Consider the following 23,513-nt stretch of genomic DNA (forward strand, 5'->3'; position numbering starts at 1 on the left):
ATTTGGAATATTATTCATCTTTCTCATAATTTTCATTGAAGGCAGAAGGTAAGAGCTGAGGGATAAATTTTATAATGATGGGAAGCAAAACACTGCCGCCTGGCAGCACGAAAATTGCTAGTGAGGGAATGCTTTTGAAAATGTCGTAAAGTTGAGTTTTGACTTTGGATTTCTCGTCTGCATTCAGTTCACGCTTTGTAGATTGTGATAAAAGATATACCAACTCTTTACTCTGGATGATTTCTTTATAAAGTCGATTTTTATTTCTTGTAAGTAAAAGTTTAACTGCTCTTTGATTTTTTTTATAGAAATGATTTAGTGGATTACTAAAGTGAAAGTAGGCAATATGTTGCCTGTGCTCAAATACAAATTTGAAGAGAAATTCAATGCTTCTATTGATTTGAGTTACTGAAAGTTTTAAGTCAGATCCCAAGTTGTTCATGAACTTCAATTCATTGATTTCAATTTCTTCGTCGCTGTAAACTGCCATACAGGCCAGGTCAAAAACATATAAACTTCCCATCGCATCCAAAATACTGGTATACTCAATATCTTCAGCTTTTAATCCATTTTCTGAAACAGTGAAATTATAGCGTAAAGAGCTTTTCAAAAGCTTCAGAATAAGTGAATCATAAGTTGTTTTGTTGGTTTTTTGATTTAGTGCTAAGTAAACCGTTTGCATAATCAAACCTTCCAAATTTTTGGCATAATCACTTGGTTTTTTGGAAGTCATCAAGGTTTTTCTGTATGTCACCACATCTGTAAATAACAAGGCATTGGTGATTAGGTGACTAAAATTTTTCTGAATAAGTCCTTCATTGGTCTGGACACGCTTATGAATCAGTTTTTCCAGCTCCTGTAGAACTTTAGTTTTGAACGCGAAAATCGACTTCATAGACTCTTTTTGAGAATGAAGTGATTTATAAAATCCAATAAGTCTATTTATAATTTCATGATCAGGCTGGTCTCCATAACATCTATGATCTATATAAACCAGTGCGACTAGTAAATTAATTTTTGCTAATTCTTGCTGAGTGTACTTAAGGTTTTTGTTGAGAGGAATCAATGAACTTTGGCTAGATCCATATATAAAACCTGTAGATCTCAATAAATTATAAAACTGTTCATCATCTAATGAAAGTAATTCACTCTCACTGATTTTATGTAAACATTTCAATAACCAACCTGAAGCTGATGGATTCATAAGACAAAGAAAATCAAATTTTATTTTTCCAACATGTATTAAATAAAAAAGGAGCCTAATATTAGACTCCTTTTCAAAAATATTCCTCTTTTAGTTTGAGTAGATCTTATCGTAAAGGTCTTTATATTTATCTTTTATAACTCTTCTTTTTAACTTCATAGTAGGAGTAAGCTGTTCGTCTTCAATACTCCAAACGTCTGGGGTTAATTCAAATTTTTTAATTTTCTCCCACTGACCAAATTTCTGATTGTAGAAATCAATTTCTTCTTGAACCCGATCTATCAATTCTTGGTTTTTCACCATTTCAGAAAGTCTAGCACCAAGGCTCAAATTTTTTCTTTCACCCCATTCTTTAACAAATTCTTCATTTAACTGTATAAGTGCAGCTGGCATTTTTTGACCTTCACCTACAACCATAATTTGTTCTATAAAGCGAGATTGCTTCATAACGTTTTCTATGATTTGAGGAGAAATGTATTTTCCTCCAGAAGTTTTAAACATTTCTTTTTTGCGGTCTGTTATTTTTAAAAAGCCATCATTATCAATTTCACCAATGTCACCAGTATGAAAGTAACCGTCTTTAAGGACTTCATCTGTTTTTTCTTTGTCCTTATAATAACCCATCATTACTTGAGGTCCTTTTACTAGGATTTCTCCATCATCAGCTATTTTAACTTCAGTGTCGGGTATAGGTTTTCCAACTGTACCAATTTTAAAACCTCCATCACGCATATCATTTACGGCAACAACAGGTGAAGTTTCAGTAAGACCATACCCTTCCATTACTCCCATATCAGCTGCATTAAAAACTCTGGCTAGCCTAGGCTGTAATGCAGCACTTCCTGATGCAATAACTCGCAGATTTCCACCTAATGCTTCCTGCCATTTACTGAAGATTAATTTTCTAGCAAGCTTTAAGCGAGTTTCATACCACCATCCATTTTTTTGATAAGGTTCATACTGTAAGCCGAGTTCTACTGCCCAATAAAATAATTTCTTTTTAATACCAGTAAGATCAGTTCCTTTTGCAATAATTTTATCGTAAACCTTTTCAAGAAGTCTTGGAACAGCAGACATTACTTCTGGTTTAACCTCTTTAAGATTATCACTTATTTTTTCAATAGATTCTGCAAAATAAATGCTCACTCCGCTAAATTGATACATATACTGAAGCATACGTTCATAAACGTGGCAAACAGGAAGAAAGCTGAGAGCTTTAGCATTTCCTTTGTCCAACGGTAAACGCGTAGAACTATTGATTGCATTACTAGCGATGTTTTTATGTGATAGCATAACTCCTTTAGGCCGGCCTGTTGTACCCGAAGTATAAATTAAAGTTGCTAGATCGTTTTCGGAAACTTGATCCATTAAAGATTGCACTTCACTTTGATTACTGTCATCGGTACCTAGATCTAGTATTTCAGCCCAATTTTTTGCCCCATCAATTTGATCAAAAGAGAAAACTTCTTTTAAGGATTCAACTTCATCTTTTATGGCCATTACTTTATCGTAGACTTCTTTGTCTGAAACAAAACAATACACAGACTCACTGTGATTTAGGACATAAGCGTAATCTTCTTCAGAAATAGTCGGATAAATAGGTACATCTTGAGCTCCAAGTTGCATTATACCAATATCCATAATATTCCATTCAGTTCTATTATTTGTAGAAATAATAGCAACTTTATCATTTGGTTTCACCCCCAATCTTAACAGACCTCTACTTATTTTATTTACTTGGTCAATATATTCTTTGGTTGAAGTAGACTTCCAGACACCATTATATTTGGTTACTAATGCGTCTTCAAGGTTGTATTTTTCTAATTGATAATATGGAAAATCAAATAGGCGTTTAAGTGATGACATATTTTTTTAAATTTTGAATAGTGAAAAATAGAAAATATTTCTTTTAAATTCTATTAAAACGCTTTTTAAAGCATCAAAAAATTACTAATAAATATAAATATATTGTAAACATATAAAAATCAAGCACTAGAAAGCTTATTTTAAAATCCTACAGCAGCGTCATCACCCCGATAATCTGCTCCACCTTCTAATTTACCATTTGGTAATTTCAAAATAGCATCTACTTTTCCTAAAATCTTAGATTCTTGTTGAATGACCTTATAATTCTTTGTTCTTAATGAATCTAGTATAGCAGATTCAAAGCCTACAGTTTCAAATGTAATTTCATCTGGCAACCACTGGTGATGAAACCTTGGCGCATTAACAGCTTCTTGCATGGACATCTCAAATTCATAAACATTTAAAATGGTTTGTAACACAGAAGTAATAATAGTAGAGCCACCAGGAGTGCCAACACTCATCCATAATTTACCGTTTTTTTCTACAATAGTTGGAGTCATAGAGCTTAACATTCGTTTTTCAGGTGCAATAGAATTAGCTTCAGCTCCTATAAGTCCAAACATGTTGGGAAACCCTGGTTTCGCACTAAAATCATCCATTTCATTATTCAGGAAAATCCCGAGTTCATTACTAAATAATTTAGAACCATAAGCACCATTCAAAGTTGTTGTAGCTGCAATAGCATTTCCAAATTGATCAACAATAGAGTAGTGAGTGGTTTCTTTACTTTCAAAACCAATAATTTTTCCGTGTTCAATTTCTTCTGAATTTGTCGCAGACTCAAAACTGAAATCCTGCATTCGTTGTTTTAAATAGCGGTCACTTAGAAGGCTGTCTTGAGGAATTTCAACAAAATCTGGATCACCAAGATAAAAACTCCTATCAGCATAAGCTCTGCGCTCAGCTTCGGTAAGTAATTGAATGTATTTTGAAGAATTATGACCTAAGTTTTTCAAATTATAATTTTCTATCATTTTTAAAATCTGACCTAATACAATACCACCACTAGACGGTGGAGGCATGGAAATCACCTTTAAGTCTTTGTATGAGATTTCAATAGGTGTTCTCCATACAGCTTCATATTGCTTCAGATCTTCTAGGCTAATGATTCCGCCATAACTGGAAATAAAGTCGACCAAAATTTCTCCAGTATTTCCTCCGTAAAATTCAGTAGCTCCATTATTAGCAATTCTTTCCAAAGTTTCAGCCAAGGCAATATTTCTTAAGGTATCACCATTTTGAAATTGTTTAGAAAACAGAATAGAATCCTTATTCACTTCCAAAAATGTTGATTGAAGAGTATTTAGCATATCTGCTTGATCTGATGTCACTACAAAACCTTTTTTTGCTAAATCAATACTCGGTTGAAGCAAATCTGTCATAGGTAAAGTCCCAAATTTTTCATTGACTTTAAACATTCCTGCGACCGTTCCTGGAACTCCTATGGCCAAACTCCCTAATCTGCTTAGTTGAGGAATTGGCTGACCAGATTCGTCAAGATACATGGTTTTCGTAGCCGATAACGGTGCTTTTTCACGATAGTCCAAAGCTCCTGTTTTTCCATCATTAGTTCTGTAAACCATAAAACCACCTCCTCCCAGGTTTCCTGCAAAAGGATAACAAACCGCCAATGCCATTTCTGTTGCTACCATAGCGTCAAAGGCATTTCCACCTTTTTTAAGAATGTCAAGACCAATTATGGAGGCTTCTTCACGTGCAGAAACCACCATCGCAGAATCTGTTATGGTGGTTTCAGTTTGTTTATTGTCGTTTTGACTTACTTTTTTTTGACAGCTAAAGCTAACAACAATAATTAGAAGAAGACTTAAAAATTTAATTATGGATGGATTCATTTATCAATCCTTAATAATGAGCAATGGTATTTTTAATTCTCGATTAAATAAATCTTCAGTAATACTTCCTAGTGTAAGGTTTGAAATTGTATTGGAACCTTTGTCTGCGACCATTAAAAGATTGACATCATTTTTGTAAGCTTCTTTCTTGAGCCTACTGGCTACGTTCGCTTCGCGACCTAATATTTTTCTTTGTTTTAATTCACCAGAGTAATCAACTTTTCTAAGAAAATTATCAAATCTTTTATCGATATAATCTTCCATTTTAGGATTGATTTTTGAATTATTGATATAAGGTGAAAAATGAATAGGCAAGCTATACACATTTACAGCTTCAAGTTCAAAGTCATGTTTGGATCTTAGAAAGTCAGCAAATGCAAAGCATTTTTTAGATGAATTTGAAAAATCTGTACCTACCCAAACTTTTTTCATCTCGTGAGTAGCATTTTCTGGCACCCATAAAAACTGACATCTTGTTGTTCTTAGCATCTTAAATGCAAGAATACCAGAACCTTCTTCATTATTTTTATTTCCCATGATCAATAAATCAATGCTATATTTATTGACAATGTAGCTTATAAGAGATTCAGTATATGGATCATCAGAAATAAGTACTTCCCATTCAACTTCAGAAGTAAAATTATCCTCTATTGTTTCCTTAAGTTCCTCAGTAATTAGTTCTTCCAAATCGATATCTTCAAGCTCTTTTTCAAGCATTTCAGATATCTCGTAGCGTTTTATGTTATGAACAAAATAAACTTTGTCAACACCAACAATATCTGCAAAAAAAGAGCTGTATTTAATAAGCTGTTGATCGATATTTGATAAATCTAAGCCTACAAGTATTTTTTTTATTGGTTTCATAATGATTATTTTTTATTTCTTTTTTTGATAATATTACTTACAATATTCTCATAGTCTTTCTTCTGGTCATCTTCTTTGGATTTTTCTCGTCTTAAAACTTCATCTTTTAGACCTCTATATAATGAAAAACACATTATAAGGAGAATTATAGCAAAGGGTAAACCCGTGGCTATGGATGCAGTTTGCAAGGCTCCAAGCCCACCTCCAATAAGTAAAACTGCTGCTACAGTGCCTTCAGTAATGGCCCAGAATATACGTTGACCCACAGGAGCTTCTATTTTTCCACCAGAAGTTAAGCTATCAATAACTAAGGATCCTGAATCTGAAGAGGTGATGAAGAAACCCATTATTAGGATTATACCTACAACATTTAAAACTGCGGTGAATGGAAAATCTTCAAAAAAGATGAACAAGGCAGTTGCCACGTCATTATCTACAGCAGTAGCTATGGTTTCGTTTCCGTTCAAAATCATATCCAGTGCAGAAGTCCCAAAGGCAGTTATCCAGAAGAATGTAAGTAAACTTGGAACTATAAGTACGCCAAGGATAAATTCTTTGATAGTTCGTCCTTTGGAAACTCTGGCGATAAAAGTTCCAACAAAAGGAGACCAAGCAATCCACCAGCCCCAGTAAAACAAAGTCCAGTTATTTTGCCAGTCTCCACCTGTAAAGCTTTCATTCCACAATGAAATTTCAACAACGCTACTAAAGTAATTACCAAGATTTTCCAGATAGCTTTCAAAAATAAAAAGCGTTGGACCTAAAATAACCACTAAAAGTAGTAAGATAACAGCTATTCTGATGTTCCACTCACTCAGTACTTTTACTCCTTTATCTACTCCCAAAACAACTGAAATAGTTGCAACACCAGTAATTCCTGCTATAAGTAAAACTTGAGTTGTAATTCCAGAGCTTAAACCAAATACCTGCTCTAGCCCAGCAGCAACTTGTTGCACACCAAAGCCTAATGAAGTTGCAAGTCCAAAAAGCGTAGCTAGTACTGCAAAAATATCGATAATATCTCCGATAACCCCGTAGATTTTATCACCTAAAAAAGGATAAAAAACACTTCTTATGGTAAGAGGCAAACCTCGGGAGTAGGTAAAAAATGCAAGCGCCAAACCTACTAATGCATAGATTGCCCAAGCATGGAAACCCCAGTGCAAGAAGGTGTAATTCATAGCTTCCTTAGCTGCGGCAGCTGAGTTAGGATCGGCGGTAGGTGGATTGCCAAAGTGAGTTACAGGCTCCGCGACACTCCAGAAAAGTAAACCAATACCCATTCCAGCACTAAACAGCATGGAAAACCACGATATAGTTTTGAATTCTGGCTCAGCATCTTTTCCGCCAAGTCTTATTTTACCATACTTGCTAAAGGCTAAGTACAAAACAAAAATCAAGAAAATATTTACACTCAATACAAAGATCCAACCTCCAAATTCAGCGACTTGGGTTTGAGTTTTATTGAAAAATTCTTCAGCTGCATCACCGTATATGAGAGTAAGAGCGATGCCAATAATAATTAAGATGGTCGATGAAAAGAAAACAGGTCCATTGATTTCTAAACCAAAGATTGATTTCTTCTCATCGCTTCTGGTTATTTTTTGAGACATAAAATTTTAATTTTAATTTATAATTTACCTTGACGAATTATCTGTTAAGAAATAATATCCAAAATTGATATTGAATCTTGCTTCCCAGCCTAAATTTGGTTTACCAGCCCCGAGTTCATTAGTGAAATCACCTCCAAACCAAGAGTGATTGTATCCTAAAGCATAATCCACATAAATGTAAACATCTCCAGCCGAAACTAACATGCCAGTGACATTCATTGCAGAATTTTTGAATCCCTCAGCTTTTTTATCCATATATCCAAAATCGTTGTAAAACTGAAGATTACTTATTGGACCAATATCTACAGGTAAATCATATGATATAGCAGCTGTATACATTTCAAAATTTGAAGCAATATCATAGGGAAAACCATAAGCTCCCATTTTTACAATCTCTCTGCTTTCGCCTACGGCATTTATTGGGTTATGTCTGGTAGTAATTAATGATGTTTTTAAATTCCATCTTTTATAAAAGGCCTCATGATGAAGTGCAATCGAGTAATGATCACCAACTTCTTTAGTATCTATATTATAAAGTCCGCCATATTGAGCTGATAAGCCAATACGTTGTTTGAAATCTTCACCAGTTTTATAAACAAATTTACCATTGAATTGGTTTATTTCTTTATTTCTACCGACGATATCATAGGCGTAACGTTCTGAAGTTACTTCTCTAGAACCGCCCAGACTGTATAGCTCAGACCCTTTAAAAAATGCCAATTGATATTCAAATTTATCCCCAATATTCATATATTTTAAACCCAAATCATGATCGTCTTCTAAACCCACATAATAGGTCAAATTAAAAAACCAATTATGGGAATTATAAGTTTGAATTCCAAATGGGACTTGAGTTAAACCTAGGTGAATGTCTTCCTTTTCATTAATTTTATAACCAATCCAACCTTGTTTCATAAAACCACCTCCAAAACCAGGAGCATAAAATCTGTATTCGGCATTTAAATAGATATCTTTATAAGAAGCTTCTGTATTTATTCTAATAAAATCATAGACAAAATCTCCTCCAATATTTTTTTGGTCAGAATCCCATGAACTAACTAGATAATTGTAACGCAATGCACCACCTATGTCAACAATCGGTTTGTCCTGTGTATATGCAAAAAATGGGATCAAGATTAAAAAAAAGCATCTTTTCATTTGTAAAGTAGTTAGTAATTTTTATTTGAAAGTTTGCAAACCTATAATAATTAAGAAAAATCACCTGATTATAATCTAACAATTATAAATAGATTTCCAAGTTATTGATTCAAAATGAAATAAATAGTTATAATTTAAATTTTATAATAGTTTTTTTGATTTGAAGCTCAATTCAGTTTTCAGCTTAAAATTTAATGTCTTTTGCCTTTCCAGGTTCCGCCGTATTTGTAATTCGGTTGATTTTGATGCTTTTCAACACAGGACTTGCAGGCGAAAATCCATTTTTTGCCTTTTTCAATTTGAATACGATAGAGAATCTCAAATTCTTGAAGACAAACCATACAGATCTTAGTTTTCAAAGGAGAAATTTTATCTGGTGAGCTTTGAAATTATTTTACTGTGATTTGGAAATTTCTTCTGAAGTTGTTTGCGTTCAGCTAATTCAAAATCTTCATATTCGAATCCTGGAGCAACAGTACAACCTACAAGTGCAAATCCGTTTTCTTTTTCAACTTCAGCAGCAAACCAGTGCTGAGCAGGAACTACAAATTGAGGGGTTTCACCTGAAGAAAAATCACTTCCGATTTTAATTTTGGAATACTCACCTCCAGGAGAAATCATATGGAGTAGAATGCTTTCACCCATATAAAAATGCCAGGCTTCATCCTGATTGACTTTGTGAAACGCTGAAAATTCATCCGACGTCAGCATAAAGTAAATGCAGGTGCTTACATTTCTATACGAATCAAATTCAGCAGGTAAACTGTATTTAGGTATCGACATCTCACTTCTATAGGTTTCTTTGAAATATCCGCCTTCTGGGTGTTTTTCTAAGTTTAACTTTTCAATTAGTTGTTCTTTTGAATACATAACTTATGCGTTTTCTAGCCAGTTCTTAGCGTTTTGAAAAGCTTCAATCCAAGGGGAAACCTCGTCTGTTTTTCTGTCTTTAGGATAATGCGCCCAGTTCCAAGAAAAGGTAGATCGCTCCAGGTGAGGCATCATCACCAGATGTCTTCCAGTTTCATCGCAAAGCATGGCCGCATTGTAATCTGAGCCATTCGGATTCACAGGGAATTCTTCTCTAAAATATTTACCAGGAATAAAATATTGACTCTCTTCCATAGGCAAGTGGAATTTACCTTCACCATGTGCAGCCCATATTCCTAGAGTAGAACCTTCAAGACTTTTAAGCATTACGCTATTACTTTCAGAAATTGTTACTGCTGTGAAGCGGCATTCAAACTTGCCGGAATCGTTATGTAGCATTTTTGGTGTATCTACATGTGTTGGTGTAATTAGACCCAACTCAACAAAAAGTTGACATCCATTACAAACTCCAAGTGACAACGTATCTTTCCTGTTGAAGAAATTGCGCAAAGCTAAATTTGCGTTTTCATTGTATTTGAAAGCACCGGCCCAGCCTTTAGCACTGCCTAAAACGTCAGAATTGGAGAAGCCTCCAACTGCAGCAATAAATTGAACATCTTCCAGATTCTCTGCTCCAGACATCAAGTCGGTCATGTGGATGTCTTTCACATCAAATCCAGCTAAATGCATGGCTCTAGCCATTTCACGTTCAGAATTTGAACCTTTTTCTCTGATGATGGCTCCTTTGATACGTTTCCCTTCTACTGATTTTAATTTTCCATCAAAATGATCTGGAAACTTAAAGCTTAAACCGTTATGCTTGAAGTTATCGTGACGTTCTTTTGCCTTTTGTTCTCCACTCTGGTGCTTGTCAAATTCATAAGAAGTCTTGAGCCAATATTCTCTATAAGCTTCTACGTTGAAATTCAGATTTTGACTCTCATGAGCAATAGATAATTCTCCAGTTGAATTAACTTCTCCAAGATATAATGGCTCAATGTCTAGCTCTTCAAAATCTGAAGTCAGATCTCCATTAGCCTGGAAAACTAGTCCAGAATTTTCTGCAAATAAGAGTTTAACCAAGTCTTTCTCTTCAAATTCATTGAAATTTAATTCTGCACCTAAATCATTATGAGCAAAGCATAATTCTAATAGAGTTGTTATCAATCCACCGGAAGAAATATCATGTCCGCTTGCAATTTTATGCTCCTTGATCAGCTTTTGAATGGCGTTGAATTTCGTTTTGAATTTAGCATCGTCATTTATTGATGGAGCTTTATTTCCAACTTTATTCAATAACTGAAGAAAGGCTGAGCCGCCAAGTTCTAAGTCATCTTGTGAAAAATCTAAATAATAAATGGAGCCTGCGTCCTTTTGGAACATTGGCTCAACCACATTTTTAATGTCGTTGCAATGTCCAGCAGCCGAAATGATGACCGTACCTGGTGATAGCACTTCCTGGTCTTTGTAACGTTGCTTCATCGACAAGGAGTCTTTACCAGTAGGTACGTTGATTCCCAGATTAATAGCAAATTCTGAAACAGCTTTCACCGCATCATATAATCTGGCATCCTCGCCTTCATTATTACAAGGCCACATCCAGTTTGCTGAAAGCGATACAGATGTCAGTTCTTGCTCTAGAGGTGCCCAAATGATGTTGGTTAAAGCCTCAGCAATTGAATTTTTAGCCCCAGCCACAGGGTCGATCAAGCCTGAAATAGGCGAGTGGCCAATAGAATTAGCAACACCTTCTTTACCGTTGTAGTCTAAGGCAACCACACCGCAATTATTTAGCGGAACTTGCAACGGGCCGACAGTTTGTTGTACAGCCACACGTCCGGAGACGCATCTATCGACTTTATTTACAAGCCAATCTTTGCAGGCAATTGACTCAAGTTGAAGTAATTGTTCTACGTAATCATATATTTTTTCTGAATCATATTCAGCATTTGAATAAGTTCTCTCAACTCTTTGGTCAGTCATGATGGTTTTTGGTGAACTTCCAAACATATCATCTAACTTCAGATCCAAAGGTTTTTCCTGTGTTCTGGAATTTTTAAATATAAATTGGTGATCATTAGTCACCGTTCCTACGCGATACATAGGGGAACGCTCCCGTAAAGCTACTTTTTCTAAAAATGCAGAGTCTTTTTTTCCAATCACAAGTCCCATACGTTCTTGAGATTCGTTGCCAATGATTTCTTTGGCAGAAAGTGTAGAATCTCCAACAGGAAGTTTATCAATATCAATATGACCACCAGTATCTTCAACTAGCTCGCTTAAGCAGTTTAAATGGCCTCCAGCACCGTGGTCGTGGATTGAGCGTATCGGGTTTTCATCAAGTTCTACCATTGCCCGAATAGCATTAGCAGCTCTTTTTTGCATTTCAGGATTAGACCTTTGAACGGCATTAAGTTCAATACCGCTTTCAAATTCACCAGTATCTGCAGAAGAAACCGCAGCCCCTCCCATACCAATTCTGTAGTTATCGCCACCAAGAATGACGATATCATCGTCTTTTTTAGGAACGTCTTTTAGTGCCTGATTGGCTTTTCCGTAGCCAACGCCACCAGCAAGCATAATGACTTTATCGTAAGCCATCAGTCGGTCATGCTCTTTATGCTCAAAAGTGAACAGAGAGCCGTTGATAAGTGGTTGACCAAATTTATTTCCAAAATCTGAAGCTCCATTAGATGCTTTGATCAGGATGTCGAGTGGACTTTGGTAGAGCCATTCCCGTTTTGAAACTGCTTTTTCCCAGGGTTTATTATCGGTAAGTCTTGGGTAAGATGTCATATAAACCGCAGAACCTGCAAGAGGTAAAGAGCCTTTTCCACCAGCAAGTCTGTCTCTTATCTCACCACCACTTCCAGTTGCAGCACCATTAAAGGGTTCTACTGTGGTGGGGAAGTTATGCGTTTCTGCTTTTAAGGAAATTACAGAATCGAATCTTGAATTTTTATATTCTGAAGCTATTTCAGGACGGGTAGGAGCGAACTGCTCCACTTTAGGCCCTTTTATAAAAGCGACATTGTCTTTATAAGCAGAAACTATGCTGTTGGGATGCGTTTCAGATGTTTTTCGGATCAGCTTGAAAAGTGATTCAGGTTGCTCTTCGCCGTTAATGACGAAAGTTCCATTAAAGATTTTATGTCTGCAATGTTCTGAGTTAACTTGTGAAAAACCAAAGACTTCAGCATCGGTTAATTTTCGACCTAATTTTTTGGAAAGATTTTCTAAATAACTGACTTCCTCCTCATTAAGAGCCAGGCCTTCCTTTTGATTGTATTCTGAAATGTTATCGATTTCAAGAACAGGATCCGGCTGGATATTGATGGTAAAAATTTCCTGATCTAATCCATCATAGCTTTGAAAAAGCATTCTGTCGAAATCCTTTTTTTCTGAAGTGACTTCAAAAAACTCTTCAATTCTTCTAACGCCTTCAATGTCCATATTTTGAGTAATCTCTACAGCATTGGTACTCCAAGGTGTAATCATAACTTGTCGCGGACCGATGAATTGACCGTCTATCTGTTTTTCATCTATGAATTGGGCGTCGCCAAATACCCATTTGAATTTTTTTATGGTCTCGTAGTCTGGTAGTTTATCGATGGAAACTGCGAAGTAATGCGTCGAATCAGCTTTGAAGAAAATGATCATTCTTTATTGGATTTGTGTTGTATTTTGACGCCTTCAAAATTACGATAAATATGTGAGTATTTTTAAAAATTAGTTAAGTTTGAATTTCATCTTTCTTAAATTTATAAGTAAAGAAATTACTAAATAATTCAAACCCTTTTTGAAAAATATCACATTAAAATTTCTTGCTTTATTTTTTCCCCTTCAGTTGCTACTGATCTATGTTTTGAAACAAAATCCAACATGGGTGGAAGACTACTACAGTACTAGTTTTTTCTTATTCATTTCACAACTTCAGCATTACTTGACCTCATGGATCCCTTTTTCGCTTGGAGACTTATTTTATTCTATCCTTGTCATTATTATGCTGATGTGGGTCTTTAGGCTATTTAAAACCAAATTCAGAAGAATGCGGACCCGACTTTTGGAGGCTCTGGCATTTGTGTCCTTAATTTACTTTTTGTTTCATTTGTTTTGGGGATTCAATTATTACCGACTTCCATTGCATCAATCTTTAGGCATTTCAACAGATTATACCAAAGAAGAATTACAAGAATTCACCTGTGATTTAATACAGAAAACTAATTCTTTACATTCAGAACTAGTAAGTAATGATAGTTTAAAAGTGGATTATGAATTCAGGCAAATTCAACTTCAGAAATTAGTTTTCGAAGCCTACAGGAATTCAGTAAATCAGGATATAAAAATTCCATATCGAGTTGAAAATCTTAAAAAATCACTGTTTTCCTTACCGCTTTCTTATGGTGGTTTTAGTGGATATGTAAATCCATTTACCAACGAGGGTCAGTACAATTATAAAATTCCGAAGTACAAACTCCCAACAACAATGGCACATGAGATTGGTCATCAGCTAGGTTATTCAAAGGAAAATGAAGCCAATTTTATAGCCTCAATCATCACTATGGAAGATGAAAATCGATTTTTACGCTATTCGGGTTTAACTTTTGCTTTGAAGTATAGTCTCAATGACATGTACAAAAAAGATCCTCTTTTATCAGAAGCTCTTATCGCAGAACTCAATTCTGGAGTTTTAAAAAATTATAAAGAAGTTCAAGAATTTTGGCAAGCCTACACTGGTCCAGTAGAATTAATCATGGAAACCGTTTATGGCAATTACCTAAAAGCAAATAATCAGCCGCAAGGCATGGAAAGCTACAGCTATGTGGTGGCCTTGTTAGTTAATTATTACCAACAAAAACAAATTATTAATCACTAATTCAAATTTCAATGAAACAAAAAGTCTTTCTTTTATTTTGCATGTTGAGTTTTGGTCTTTTTGCTCAGGATTATTTTCCTGAAAACAAAGGAGTCAAAACAAGGACTAGCAATTACTCCGCAGTAAAATCTGCCATCATTCACGTCTCACCGTCTCAAACTATTGAAAATGCGACTTTGCTTTTTAAAGATGGAAAGATTGTAGAAGTTGGTAAAAATGTAAAGCTTCCAGAAAACACTGTTATAGTAGATGCTAAAGGCAAACACATTTATCCATCTTTCGTAGAAGTCTATTCAGATTTTGGAATTAAAGATATCTCAAGTGCGCCAAGAGCTTCTCAACCACAATATGACCCCAACAGAAAAGGTTATTACTGGAATGATCACGTGAGACCAGAGCAATCTGCTAAGTCTCATTTTGAATTTGATGAGAAAAAAGCTGAAACTATGCGTAAAGCTGGCTTCGGAGCTGTGAACACTCATATAGCTGATGGTTTCTTGAGAGGAAATGCTGCTTTATTTGCTTTAGCAGAAAGTGACAATTTCAACAAAAACTTGTTAAAAGATGAATCTGGTCTTTACTATGAATTTAGCAAAAGCAAACAATCTCGCCAAGCATATCCAAGTTCTATCATGGGATATACAGCATTGCTGAGACAATTTTATCATGATGCCGAAGCTTATGAAACCGGTATTATTGAAGAAAAAGATTTAGCTATTGAAGCTTATTTAGCTAAAAAGAGTCTTCCACAATTATTTTCTGTAGATAATTATTTGGATGCTTTTAGAGCTGACAAAATAGGAGATCAATTTGGTGTTCAATACACCATCATCGGTTCCGGAGATGAATACAAAAGAATAGAAGACCTTAAGGAAATAAACGCACATTTCGTTTTACCGCTTAAATTTCCTGATGCATACGATGTTGAAGATCCATTTTTGAGAGAATATCTTTCTTTAGGCGAAATGAAGCATTGGCAATATGCCCCATCAAATGCTAAAATTCTTGCTGAAAACGACGTTGATATTTCTTTCACTTCTAAAGGGTTAAAATCTCCTGACGAATTATTAAAGAATTTAAAGAAAGCTGTAGAGCGCGGATTGGATAAACAAACTGCTTTTGCTGGGTTAACCACTCAACCTGCTAAAGCCATTGGAGCTTCTGAACTTCTTGGAACTTTGGAAAAAGGTAAAGTGGCTAACTTCATCATTACTTCTAAAGAACTTTTTGAAGACGAATTTAAAATTTACGAAAACTGGGTTCAGGGTCAGCGTCACCGTTTGGAGCCTTTGGATGTTATTGATATCTCAGGTTCATATGATTTGGTCTTAAATGGAAATTCTCACGAACTGACTATCAAAAATAAGTCAGGTAAATTTTCTGCAGAAGTCAAACAAGACACCTTAAAGCTGGGAAGCAAGCTAACTTACGAAGATGAATGGATGACTTTGGTTTTAAGTGATGCTGATAAATCTAAAGAAGAGTATGCGATTCTAACGTCTAAAATAGAACCTTTTCAATCAAGTTTTAGTGGTAAAGCCATTTTAGGAGATGGAAACACGTCGACTTTTAAGGCCACTAAAAAACAAACTGAGTCTACTTCAGATCAAGAAGAAGATGAAAAAGAGGAGGAAAAAGCTATGGAAATGCTTTCCATGACGTATCCAAATTCAGCTTATGGAAGAGAATCTGCACAAACGCAACCTGAACGTATTTTAATTAAAAATGCAACGGTTATTACTGGAGAAGCTGAAGGCACTTTAAAAAATACCGATGTATTACTTAAAGATGGGAAGATAGATAAGATTGGAAAAGACTTAAGCGACAGACGAGCTGAAGTTATCGACGGAACAGGTAAGTTTTTAACCGCTGGTATTATCGATGAGCACTCTCACATTGCAGGAACTTCGATTAATGAAGGTGGACACAATTCTTCTGCTGAAGTTACTATGGAAGATGCTGTAGATCCAGATGACATCAGTATTTACAGATCACTAGCAGGTGGTGTAACGAGTATTCAATTATTACACGGCTCTGCCAATCCTATAGGTGGGCGATCTGCAGTCTTAAAACTAAAATGGGGAGAAAATGCAGAAGATTTGATTTATGACAATACGCCAAAGCATATCAAATTTGCCTTAGGTGAAAATGTGAAACAATCTAACTGGGGTGGAAACTCAAGATTTCCACAAACCAGAATGGGGGTTGAGCAGGTCTTTAGAGATTATTTCTCACAAGCTAAAGCTTACGGAGAGAAAAAAGCATCTGGTAAGCCTTATCGTCATGATGACGAAATGGAAACTTTATTAGAGATAATTAATGGAGAGCGCTATATAAGCTGTCACTCTTATGTGCAAAGCGAAATCAATATGTTGATGAAAGTTGCTGAAGAGTTTGACTTTACAGTAAATACATTTACACATATTTTAGAAGGTTACAAAGTAGCTGACATCATGAAAGAGCATGGAGCAGGTGGTTCTACCTTTAGTGACTGGTGGGCTTACAAATATGAAGTGAATGATGCTATTCCTTTTAATGCTGCGATTATGCACAATCAAGGAGTTACTGTAGCTATCAACAGTGATGACGGTGAGATGATAAGACGTCTCAACCAAGAAGCGGCTAAGTCTATGAAGTACGGCGGAGTTCCAGCAGAAGAGGCTTGGAAATTTGTAACCTTGAATCCTGCAAAGTTGCTCCATATAGACGATAGAGTAGGAAGTATCAAAGAAGGAAAGGATGCCGACGTAGTACTTTGGAATGCAGATCCATTGTCGATTTATGCAAAACCAGAGAAAACTATTATTGAAGGTGTTGTTTACTTTGATATTGAAAAGGATTTAGCCATGAGAGAGCAAATTCAGAAAGAAAGACAATTCTTAATCAACAAAATGATGAAAGTCAAAAACAAAGGTTTGAAAACCCAGCCGATTAAGAAAAAAGAAAAAGAATTTCTACACTGTGACAGTTTAGATGATATTAACCACATACACGAATAAGATGAATTATAAACAAATATTAACTAGCTGTTTTGTTGCTTTAGCTTTGGTTTTTTCTAGCCAGGCACAACAAACACCAGCCCCAAAACAAACCGAAGCTATTTCTATAGTTGGAGCCACGGCTCACATTGGAAATACTGAAGTTATTGAGAATTCTGTCGTCGTTTTTGAAGATGGAAAAATCACATACGTTGGCACCGATGCTTCCGAAGCTAAAGGTCAACAAATCAACGCCTCAGGGAAACACGTTTATCCTGGGTTTATAGCTCCTAATGCCACTTTAGGTTTGGTTGAGATCGATGCTGTAGCGGCAACAGTTGATGAAGATGAATTGGGTAAAATGCTGCCTCATATCAGAAGTTTAATTGCCTATAATGCAGAAAGTAAAGTTGTGGAAAGCATGCGACCTAATGGTGTATTGATGGGGCAAATCACCCCACAAGGCGGTCGTATTTCTGGGACTTCATCGGTTGTTCAGTTTGATGCCTGGAACTGGGAAGATGCTGTCATCAAAGAGGATGATGCCATTCATATGAACTGGCCGGGGGCCTTCAGCAGAAGCGGAAACTGGTACGATGCTGACAGAGTCTGGGAGAAGAATAAAGATTACACGAGCGAGATTGATGAAGTAGTTGCTTACTTCAACAATGCCAAAGCTTATGTTCCAGGATCCAGTGACAGAGATTTAGAGTATGAAGCTATGGCTGGACTGTTTGATGGTTCGAAGGCTTTATTTATCCATTCTGATGGTGAAAAAGAAATAAAAGATATCATAAGCTTTAAACGTCAAATGAATTTGGACAGAGTCACTATTGTAGGAGGATATCATTCCTATAAAGCTGCAGAGGATCTTGCCGCTAATGATATTTCCGTTTTAGTTCAGCGTACGCATCTCAACCCAAATTTTGAAGATGATGACTACGATTTGCCTTATAAATTACCAAAATTATTGAGTGATGCCGGAGTTTTGGTTGCGCTTGAAGGAAGTGGACGAATGGAACGAATGAATTCCAGAAACCTTCCTTTTTATGCAGGTACTGCGGCTGCTTTTGGAGTCGAAAAAGAACTGGCTGTACAAATGATTACCTTGAATACAGCTAAAATTCTGGGCATGGACGATCAAATTGGCTCACTGGAAGTGGGTAAAGATGCTACACTGTTTATAAGTGAAGGTGATGCTCTGGATATGAGAGGAAATAAAATGACAAAAGTTTATATTCAGGGAAGAGATGTGAGTTTGGAAACGCATCAAACTGAATTATATGAGCGCTATTCTAACAAATATCAGGACTAATTGTCTGTTCGAGCACTTCACTACTTCAGTATAAACTGCGTTGAGAACAGCCTACATCTCGACTCCGCTCGATGCTAAAACAATGCTGAAAATTGTCACTTTGTATTAAATAAAATTCGCAAAATTTTAGAGGGCTCGAGTTGATAAATGAATATTTCGATTTAAAAAAAGCTGCTCATTTCGAGTAGCTTTTTTTATGCTTTCATCTTAAGCTCATTGCGATTCAGATGACATGTCGAGCCAAGTCGAGACGTTTTTGCACTACCTTTCGACTGCGCTCAAGGTGACATTCCTTTTGGTTTTGAATCATAAGACAGATATTATGAAATGTATCGAAAACTAGTAATAAGGCTCTCGATACAAACACATTTGATTTTTTACCAAAACCCAAATGTGTTCACTCGAGCTGACAAATGAATTTATTTAGTTTATTCTTATTTTTAAATGTAGAGTCGCAAAGAACGTAGCATATATAAATTAATAAATAGATACCCCGATGGATTTGCTTCGGGGTATTTTTTCATGCTTTAAAATCTCCATCTGTGAAATTATAGTATTTTCGTTTTATGGATACGAAAACCCTACAAACTCCTATAGAATATCTTAAAGGCGTCGGTCCGGGCCGGGCCGATTTGCTCAAAACGGAGTTGGGTATTCACAGGTTTCAGGATCTGCTTCAGTTCTTTCCTTTTCGCTATATCGATAAGTCTCGATTTTATAAAATTTCTGAGCTGCAGGATACGTCTGCTGAAGTTCAAATCATCGGTAAAATCACCAATGTAAGAACGGTTCCAATGAAAAAAGGGAAGCGCCTGGTGGCTGAATTTGAAGATGATACAGGATCTATGGAATTGGTTTGGTTTCGTGGTCACAAGTGGATTCTTGAAAATTTGAAAATCAATACAGCTTATGTAATTTTTGGTAAGCTGAATTATTTCAGTGGGAGTTTTTCTATGCCGCATCCTGAGATTGAAGAATTGGAGAAGGCCAAAACTAAATCTCAAATCAAACTTCAGCCGGTTTATCCTTCCACCGAAAAGTTGAGTAAGCGTGGCATTTCCAATCGAGTCATCAGTACGTTGATTTTTAGTTTGTTGGAACAGGATAAAATCTTTCAGGAAACTTTACCCAATAATGTCTTATCCGATTTGAAAATGCTTTCCAAAACGGAAGCCATGCGGAATATACATTTTCCTCAATCTGCAGAGTTGTTGTCCAAAGCTCAGTTTAGACTGAAATTTGAAGAGTTCTATTACATTCAGTTGCAGTTGTTGAGGAAAAATGCGATTCATAAAGTCAAAATCAAAGGCTTTACTTTTGAGCAAGTCGGAGACTATTTCAATTCGTTCTACAAAAATGTATTGCCCTTTGAGCTTACCAATGCGCAAAAGCGAGTCCTGAAAGAAATACGAAAAGATTTAGGCAGCAATGCCCAAATGAACCGATTGCTGCAAGGGGATGTGGGTTCTGGAAAAACCATCGTGGCGCTTATGACAATGCTTATGGCTGTTGATAATGGCTTCCAGGCTTGCTTAATGGCTCCTACTGAAATATTGGCTACTCAACATTTTGAAAGTTTATCTGAGCTTTGCGAACCCATTGGTGTTGAGGTAGAACTGCTGACGGGTTCCACCAAAAAGAAAGATCGAAAAATCCTGCACGAACGACTTCAAAGTGGCGAACTTCATATACTTATAGGCACGCACGCCTTGATAGAAGATACGGTTCAGTTTAAAAATTTGGGTCTGGCAGTGATTGATGAGCAGCACCGATTTGGTGTGGCTCAACGTGCTAAGTTGTGGAAAAAGAATTCGCTACCACCACATGTCTTGGTGATGACAGCAACGCCTATCCCCAGAACTTTGGCGATGAGCCTTTATGGAGATTTGGATGTGTCGGTGATCGACGAATTGCCTCCTGGCAGAAAGTCGATTAAAACGGTTCATCGCTATGATAACAACCGATTAAAGGTTTTTAAATTCATCAAAGATGAAATTAATAAAGGGCGTCAGGTGTATATTGTCTATCCGTTGATAGAAGAGTCGGCAAATTTTGATTATAAAGATTTGATGGACGGTTACGCCAGCATAGAGCGGGAGTTTCCTAAACCAAAGTATCAGATTTCCATTGTTCACGGGAAGATGAAACCCGAAGACAAGGCGTACGAGATGGAACGCTTCGTCCAGGGCAAAACTCAAATCATGGTGGCCACCACAGTGATAGAAGTGGGCGTTAATGTGCCGAATGCAAGTTTGATGATTATTGAAAGCGCCGAGCGATTTGGCTTATCTCAACTTCATCAGTTGAGAGGCCGAGTAGGACGAGGGGCAGAGCAAAGCTACTGTGTGCTCATCACGGGCAAGAAATTAAGCTCCGATGGCAAAACCAGAATGGAAACCATGACAGCTACCAACGATGGGTTTGAAATCGCTGAGGTGGATTTAAAACTACGTGGTCCTGGTAACCTGATGGGCACGCAACAAAGTGGTATTTTAGATTTAAAAATCGCGGATTTGGTGAAAGACAATCAGATTTTGAAAACCGCCAGGAGCTATGCACACCATGTCATCAAAGCCGATCCCAACTTCCAGATGGACGAGCACAAAATGATCAACGTGACTTACAGAGCGATGTTTAAGGACCAGACGATTTGGAATTATATTAGTTGATTTTACTCATGTTTCTTTAAAAGCTTTTCGTTATCCAGCTTCTAAGTTAGCTTATTTTTTCATCCGCTTAGCGGTAAGACAGATGCTTGAAATTGATAGAGATGTTTTGAGTCCTCTTATGAAAATATTATAAGACTTAGCTATTTTTTGAATTATACTTTATTATGTTACTATATTTAAAACAATATAATCTGATTTTAATAAGTTCTTAAATTATATCGAATTTTATAAGTGATAATCAAAATTTGCCAATTGGTTACTAAACTCATAAACATGAACTGTGGAAGCCTTTTTCTATTAATATGGGCTTCTCTTATTTTCTTGATAAATATTGTACCATTACAAGCTCAATATCAAGGTGTAGTCGGGAAACACAAATGGTTGGTGGAAGGGCAAGTTGGACTTTCCTATTCATGGGCAGATTTAGCGATAGTAGATAATTCATTGACTTTGGAGCAAGAGGCTACGTTTGAAAACGCCATAAAAGTACAGTTACTTTTGGGGGTTAACTACAGTCTTACTACCAACCTTTTTGCCGGGGTTTCAGCAGGGTTTGGATATTTAAGTTTTGATAACGAAGCTAGTGGAACAACCAATAGGTTTACTCATTTTGAAATTGGGCCTTATTTAAGGCATTATTTAAACATAACATCCATATTTTCAGTGTTTATTGAGATAGGAGTGAATCAAAATTTTATCGATTCCAATCAAAATGCCTCCAATTCTTACGTTAATGCTTATACAGATTTGGGTTTAAATCTGAAGGTAAAACCAAATATGTGTTTGTATTTACGTTTACCCAATCTCATTTATTATTATTCAGACGATTTCAATTTTGAAAATAGAGATAGTTTTGGAGTGAGTAATCCGTTAAAAAACTTTATTGACTTTCCTATATTTGGGGTGCTGTATCAATTGGATTGAACTATCATTCCGACAGAGAAGCTTTTTTGATTCGACGATAAATTATTTAAATTAGATTTTCGAATAGTATTCAGGGAGACCAGCTTGTTATATACAATTTTAAAAAAATCAATTTTAAATTTTATTTTTATTCTGTTAAGTTATATTTATTGCATTTTTAGACCAATCCAAAAAGGTAAAAACTTTAAATTCCCTATGTATTGAAAAAATTTAAATTATTCCTAATCCTTAACTTAGGATTTCTTTCATCCTGCAATATTCAAAGTAAAGATTCGGGGCAAGATACGCTTTATGTATCAGCTGTTAGTGATCTAAATACTCAGAAACCTTTTTATCAGGTAATGTTACAAAACTCTGAAGGACTGTATAAATACGACTATTGGGAAAAAGATTCAACATTTACTAAATTTGACATCAGTCAACTTGGTAAAGGTGACACTTTACTATTCGAAAATAAGGAACAGTTGATTTATTTAGAGCCTTACACGCTCTATGAAGATTTGATAATGTTTTATAATGATTCTAACCTCTTTTCTTATATTAAAACTGATAAAGGTGAAGAAATTGATGGTATAGATTTTATAAATAGAGTTAATGGGGAATACTTCGTTACAAAAATCAGCAACCTAAAAACCCCTAATTCTGCATTTGAGATTGAAGAAATTATTTCTTTTCAAAATGAAAAACTCAATTTAAGATGGGATTATTTTTATTCTGATGAACTTATCTATTCTGAAACAGAGTCCGTTTCCTTTGAATTACACGAAGTTGAAGACCAGTTATTTATCATTCCTTCAACAATAGTCAATCCCTATCCGATTTATCACATTAAGCATATAAACAAGGATAAACTGGAATTGTCCTATTTCACCGATTTTGAAACTAAAACTAAAATCTATTCGAAAATTGAATCTAAGCCTTTAGTTTCAGATGCTCGAAGTTATAGTTTATGCAACGATCACTATCAAAGCATGTACTATGTAGGAGATGATATAAGATATAGTAAAGGTCTAGAGCGATTAAAAGGTTATTTGCAATCTGGGATGCCAAAAATTTCAGGGCAAGGTTATATTAATTTACATTTTACAATCAATTGTAATGGACATGTCGGTCGTTTTGGGTTAGAATTACTCGATGAAAATTATTCATCAACTGATTTTGATCCCCTCGTAATTAAACATATTGTTGATAAGGTAAGCAATTTAAAAGAATGGGATAATATTGATAAGATTTCTTACAGAGGAGCAAAAGATGCCAAAATGTTTTTTTTATTAAAAATCAAAAATAACAAACTTACAGAGGTATGTCCTTAAAAAATTGGGT

At 35.7% G+C, this 23,513-nt stretch carries 15 protein-coding genes; 6 read left to right on the top strand and 9 right to left on the bottom strand.

What is annotated here, in order from left to right:
* Window positions 1–10 precede the first annotated feature (10 nt).
* From ACFQ0R_RS11400 to purL, 9 genes are all read right to left on the bottom strand, one after another.
* Window positions 11–1,204, bottom strand: a complete 1,194-nt coding sequence (locus ACFQ0R_RS11400) for an LETM1-related biofilm-associated protein (RefSeq protein ID WP_379658505.1) — start codon at window positions 1,202–1,204, stop codon at window positions 11–13.
* A gap of 90 nt (window positions 1,205–1,294) precedes the next feature.
* Window positions 1,295–3,070, bottom strand: coding sequence for an AMP-dependent synthetase/ligase (locus tag ACFQ0R_RS11405; protein WP_379658506.1), 1,776 nt, complete (start codon window positions 3,068–3,070; stop codon window positions 1,295–1,297).
* A 140-nt stretch (window positions 3,071–3,210) separates the two neighbouring features.
* Entirely contained in the window at window positions 3,211–4,923 is a 1,713-nt protein-coding gene (gene ggt, locus ACFQ0R_RS11410) for a gamma-glutamyltransferase (RefSeq protein ID WP_379658507.1), read from the bottom strand.
* 3 nt (window positions 4,924–4,926) lie between these two features.
* Complete coding sequence (locus ACFQ0R_RS11415; protein WP_379658508.1) at window positions 4,927–5,787, bottom strand: universal stress protein; 861 nt, start codon at window positions 5,785–5,787, stop codon at window positions 4,927–4,929.
* 5 nt (window positions 5,788–5,792) lie between these two features.
* A complete protein-coding gene (locus tag ACFQ0R_RS11420) occupies window positions 5,793–7,400 on the bottom strand; it encodes a BCCT family transporter (protein ID WP_379658509.1) in 1,608 nt (535 codons plus the stop codon).
* Window positions 7,401–7,424: 24 nt separating this feature from the next.
* Window positions 7,425–8,558, bottom strand: a complete 1,134-nt coding sequence (locus tag ACFQ0R_RS11425; RefSeq protein ID WP_379658510.1) for a hypothetical protein — start codon at window positions 8,556–8,558, stop codon at window positions 7,425–7,427.
* A gap of 191 nt (window positions 8,559–8,749) precedes the next feature.
* On the bottom strand, window positions 8,750–8,917 hold the full coding sequence (locus ACFQ0R_RS11430) for a hypothetical protein (protein ID WP_379658511.1): 168 nt from the start codon (window positions 8,915–8,917) through the stop codon (window positions 8,750–8,752).
* Window positions 8,918–8,927: 10 nt separating this feature from the next.
* Window positions 8,928–9,428, bottom strand: a complete 501-nt coding sequence (locus ACFQ0R_RS11435) for a cupin domain-containing protein (protein ID WP_379658512.1) — start codon at window positions 9,426–9,428, stop codon at window positions 8,928–8,930.
* 3 nt (window positions 9,429–9,431) lie between these two features.
* On the bottom strand, window positions 9,432–13,088 hold the full coding sequence (gene purL, locus ACFQ0R_RS11440; protein WP_379658513.1) for a phosphoribosylformylglycinamidine synthase: 3,657 nt from the start codon (window positions 13,086–13,088) through the stop codon (window positions 9,432–9,434).
* A 139-nt stretch (window positions 13,089–13,227) separates the two neighbouring features.
* On the opposite strand from purL, the gene ACFQ0R_RS11445 reads away from it, so the two are divergent.
* The 6 genes from ACFQ0R_RS11445 to ACFQ0R_RS11470 all read left to right on the top strand — a co-directional run bounded on the left by ACFQ0R_RS11445 (window position 13,228) and on the right by ACFQ0R_RS11470 (window position 23,503).
* The gene (locus tag ACFQ0R_RS11445; protein WP_379658514.1) at window positions 13,228–14,304 is read left to right on the top strand and encodes a DUF3810 domain-containing protein; all 1,077 of its coding nucleotides are present in this window, start codon (window positions 13,228–13,230) and stop codon (window positions 14,302–14,304) included.
* A gap of 11 nt (window positions 14,305–14,315) precedes the next feature.
* Entirely contained in the window at window positions 14,316–17,303 is a 2,988-nt protein-coding gene (locus ACFQ0R_RS11450) for an amidohydrolase family protein (protein ID WP_379658515.1), read from the top strand.
* Window position 17,304: 1 nt separating this feature from the next.
* Window positions 17,305–18,597 (top strand): amidohydrolase family protein, encoded by a 1,293-nt coding sequence (locus ACFQ0R_RS11455; RefSeq protein ID WP_379658516.1) that lies wholly within the window; start codon window positions 17,305–17,307, stop codon window positions 18,595–18,597.
* Between the two features lie 566 nt (window positions 18,598–19,163).
* A complete protein-coding gene (gene recG / locus ACFQ0R_RS11460; protein ID WP_379658517.1) occupies window positions 19,164–21,266 on the top strand; it encodes an ATP-dependent DNA helicase RecG in 2,103 nt (700 codons plus the stop codon).
* Between the two features lie 273 nt (window positions 21,267–21,539).
* A complete protein-coding gene (locus tag ACFQ0R_RS11465; RefSeq protein WP_379658518.1) occupies window positions 21,540–22,190 on the top strand; it encodes a hypothetical protein in 651 nt (216 codons plus the stop codon).
* Window positions 22,191–22,390: 200 nt separating this feature from the next.
* Window positions 22,391–23,503 (top strand): hypothetical protein, encoded by a 1,113-nt coding sequence (locus tag ACFQ0R_RS11470; RefSeq protein ID WP_379658519.1) that lies wholly within the window; start codon window positions 22,391–22,393, stop codon window positions 23,501–23,503.
* Window positions 23,504–23,513 lie beyond the last annotated feature (10 nt).

Origin of the sequence: Psychroflexus salinarum (assembly GCF_042677225.1) — a bacterium.
Taxonomy (GTDB): domain Bacteria; phylum Bacteroidota; class Bacteroidia; order Flavobacteriales; family Flavobacteriaceae; genus Psychroflexus; species Psychroflexus salinarum.

Excerpts from the sequence above, each read along its gene's own strand:
- ACFQ0R_RS11420 (WP_379658509.1), bottom strand. The coding sequence starts at position 7,400 with ATGTCTCAAAAAATAACCAGAAGCGATGAGAAGAAATCAATCTTTGGT.
- ACFQ0R_RS11425 (WP_379658510.1), bottom strand. The coding sequence starts at position 8,558 with ATGAAAAGATGCTTTTTTTTAATCTTGATCCCATTTTTTGCATATACA.
- recG (WP_379658517.1), top strand. The coding sequence starts at position 19,164 with ATGGATACGAAAACCCTACAAACTCCTATAGAATATCTTAAAGGCGTC.
- ACFQ0R_RS11435 (WP_379658512.1), bottom strand. The coding sequence starts at position 9,428 with ATGTATTCAAAAGAACAACTAATTGAAAAGTTAAACTTAGAAAAACAC.
- ACFQ0R_RS11405 (WP_379658506.1), bottom strand. The coding sequence starts at position 3,070 with ATGTCATCACTTAAACGCCTATTTGATTTTCCATATTATCAATTAGAA.
- ACFQ0R_RS11465 (WP_379658518.1), top strand. The coding sequence starts at position 21,540 with ATGAACTGTGGAAGCCTTTTTCTATTAATATGGGCTTCTCTTATTTTC.
- ACFQ0R_RS11455 (WP_379658516.1), top strand. The coding sequence starts at position 17,305 with ATGAATTATAAACAAATATTAACTAGCTGTTTTGTTGCTTTAGCTTTG.
- ACFQ0R_RS11415 (WP_379658508.1), bottom strand. The coding sequence starts at position 5,787 with ATGAAACCAATAAAAAAAATACTTGTAGGCTTAGATTTATCAAATATC.
- ACFQ0R_RS11400 (WP_379658505.1), bottom strand. The coding sequence starts at position 1,204 with ATGAATCCATCAGCTTCAGGTTGGTTATTGAAATGTTTACATAAAATC.
- ACFQ0R_RS11450 (WP_379658515.1), top strand. The coding sequence starts at position 14,316 with ATGAAACAAAAAGTCTTTCTTTTATTTTGCATGTTGAGTTTTGGTCTT.
- purL (WP_379658513.1), bottom strand. The coding sequence starts at position 13,088 with ATGATCATTTTCTTCAAAGCTGATTCGACGCATTACTTCGCAGTTTCC.
- ggt (WP_379658507.1), bottom strand. The coding sequence starts at position 4,923 with ATGAATCCATCCATAATTAAATTTTTAAGTCTTCTTCTAATTATTGTT.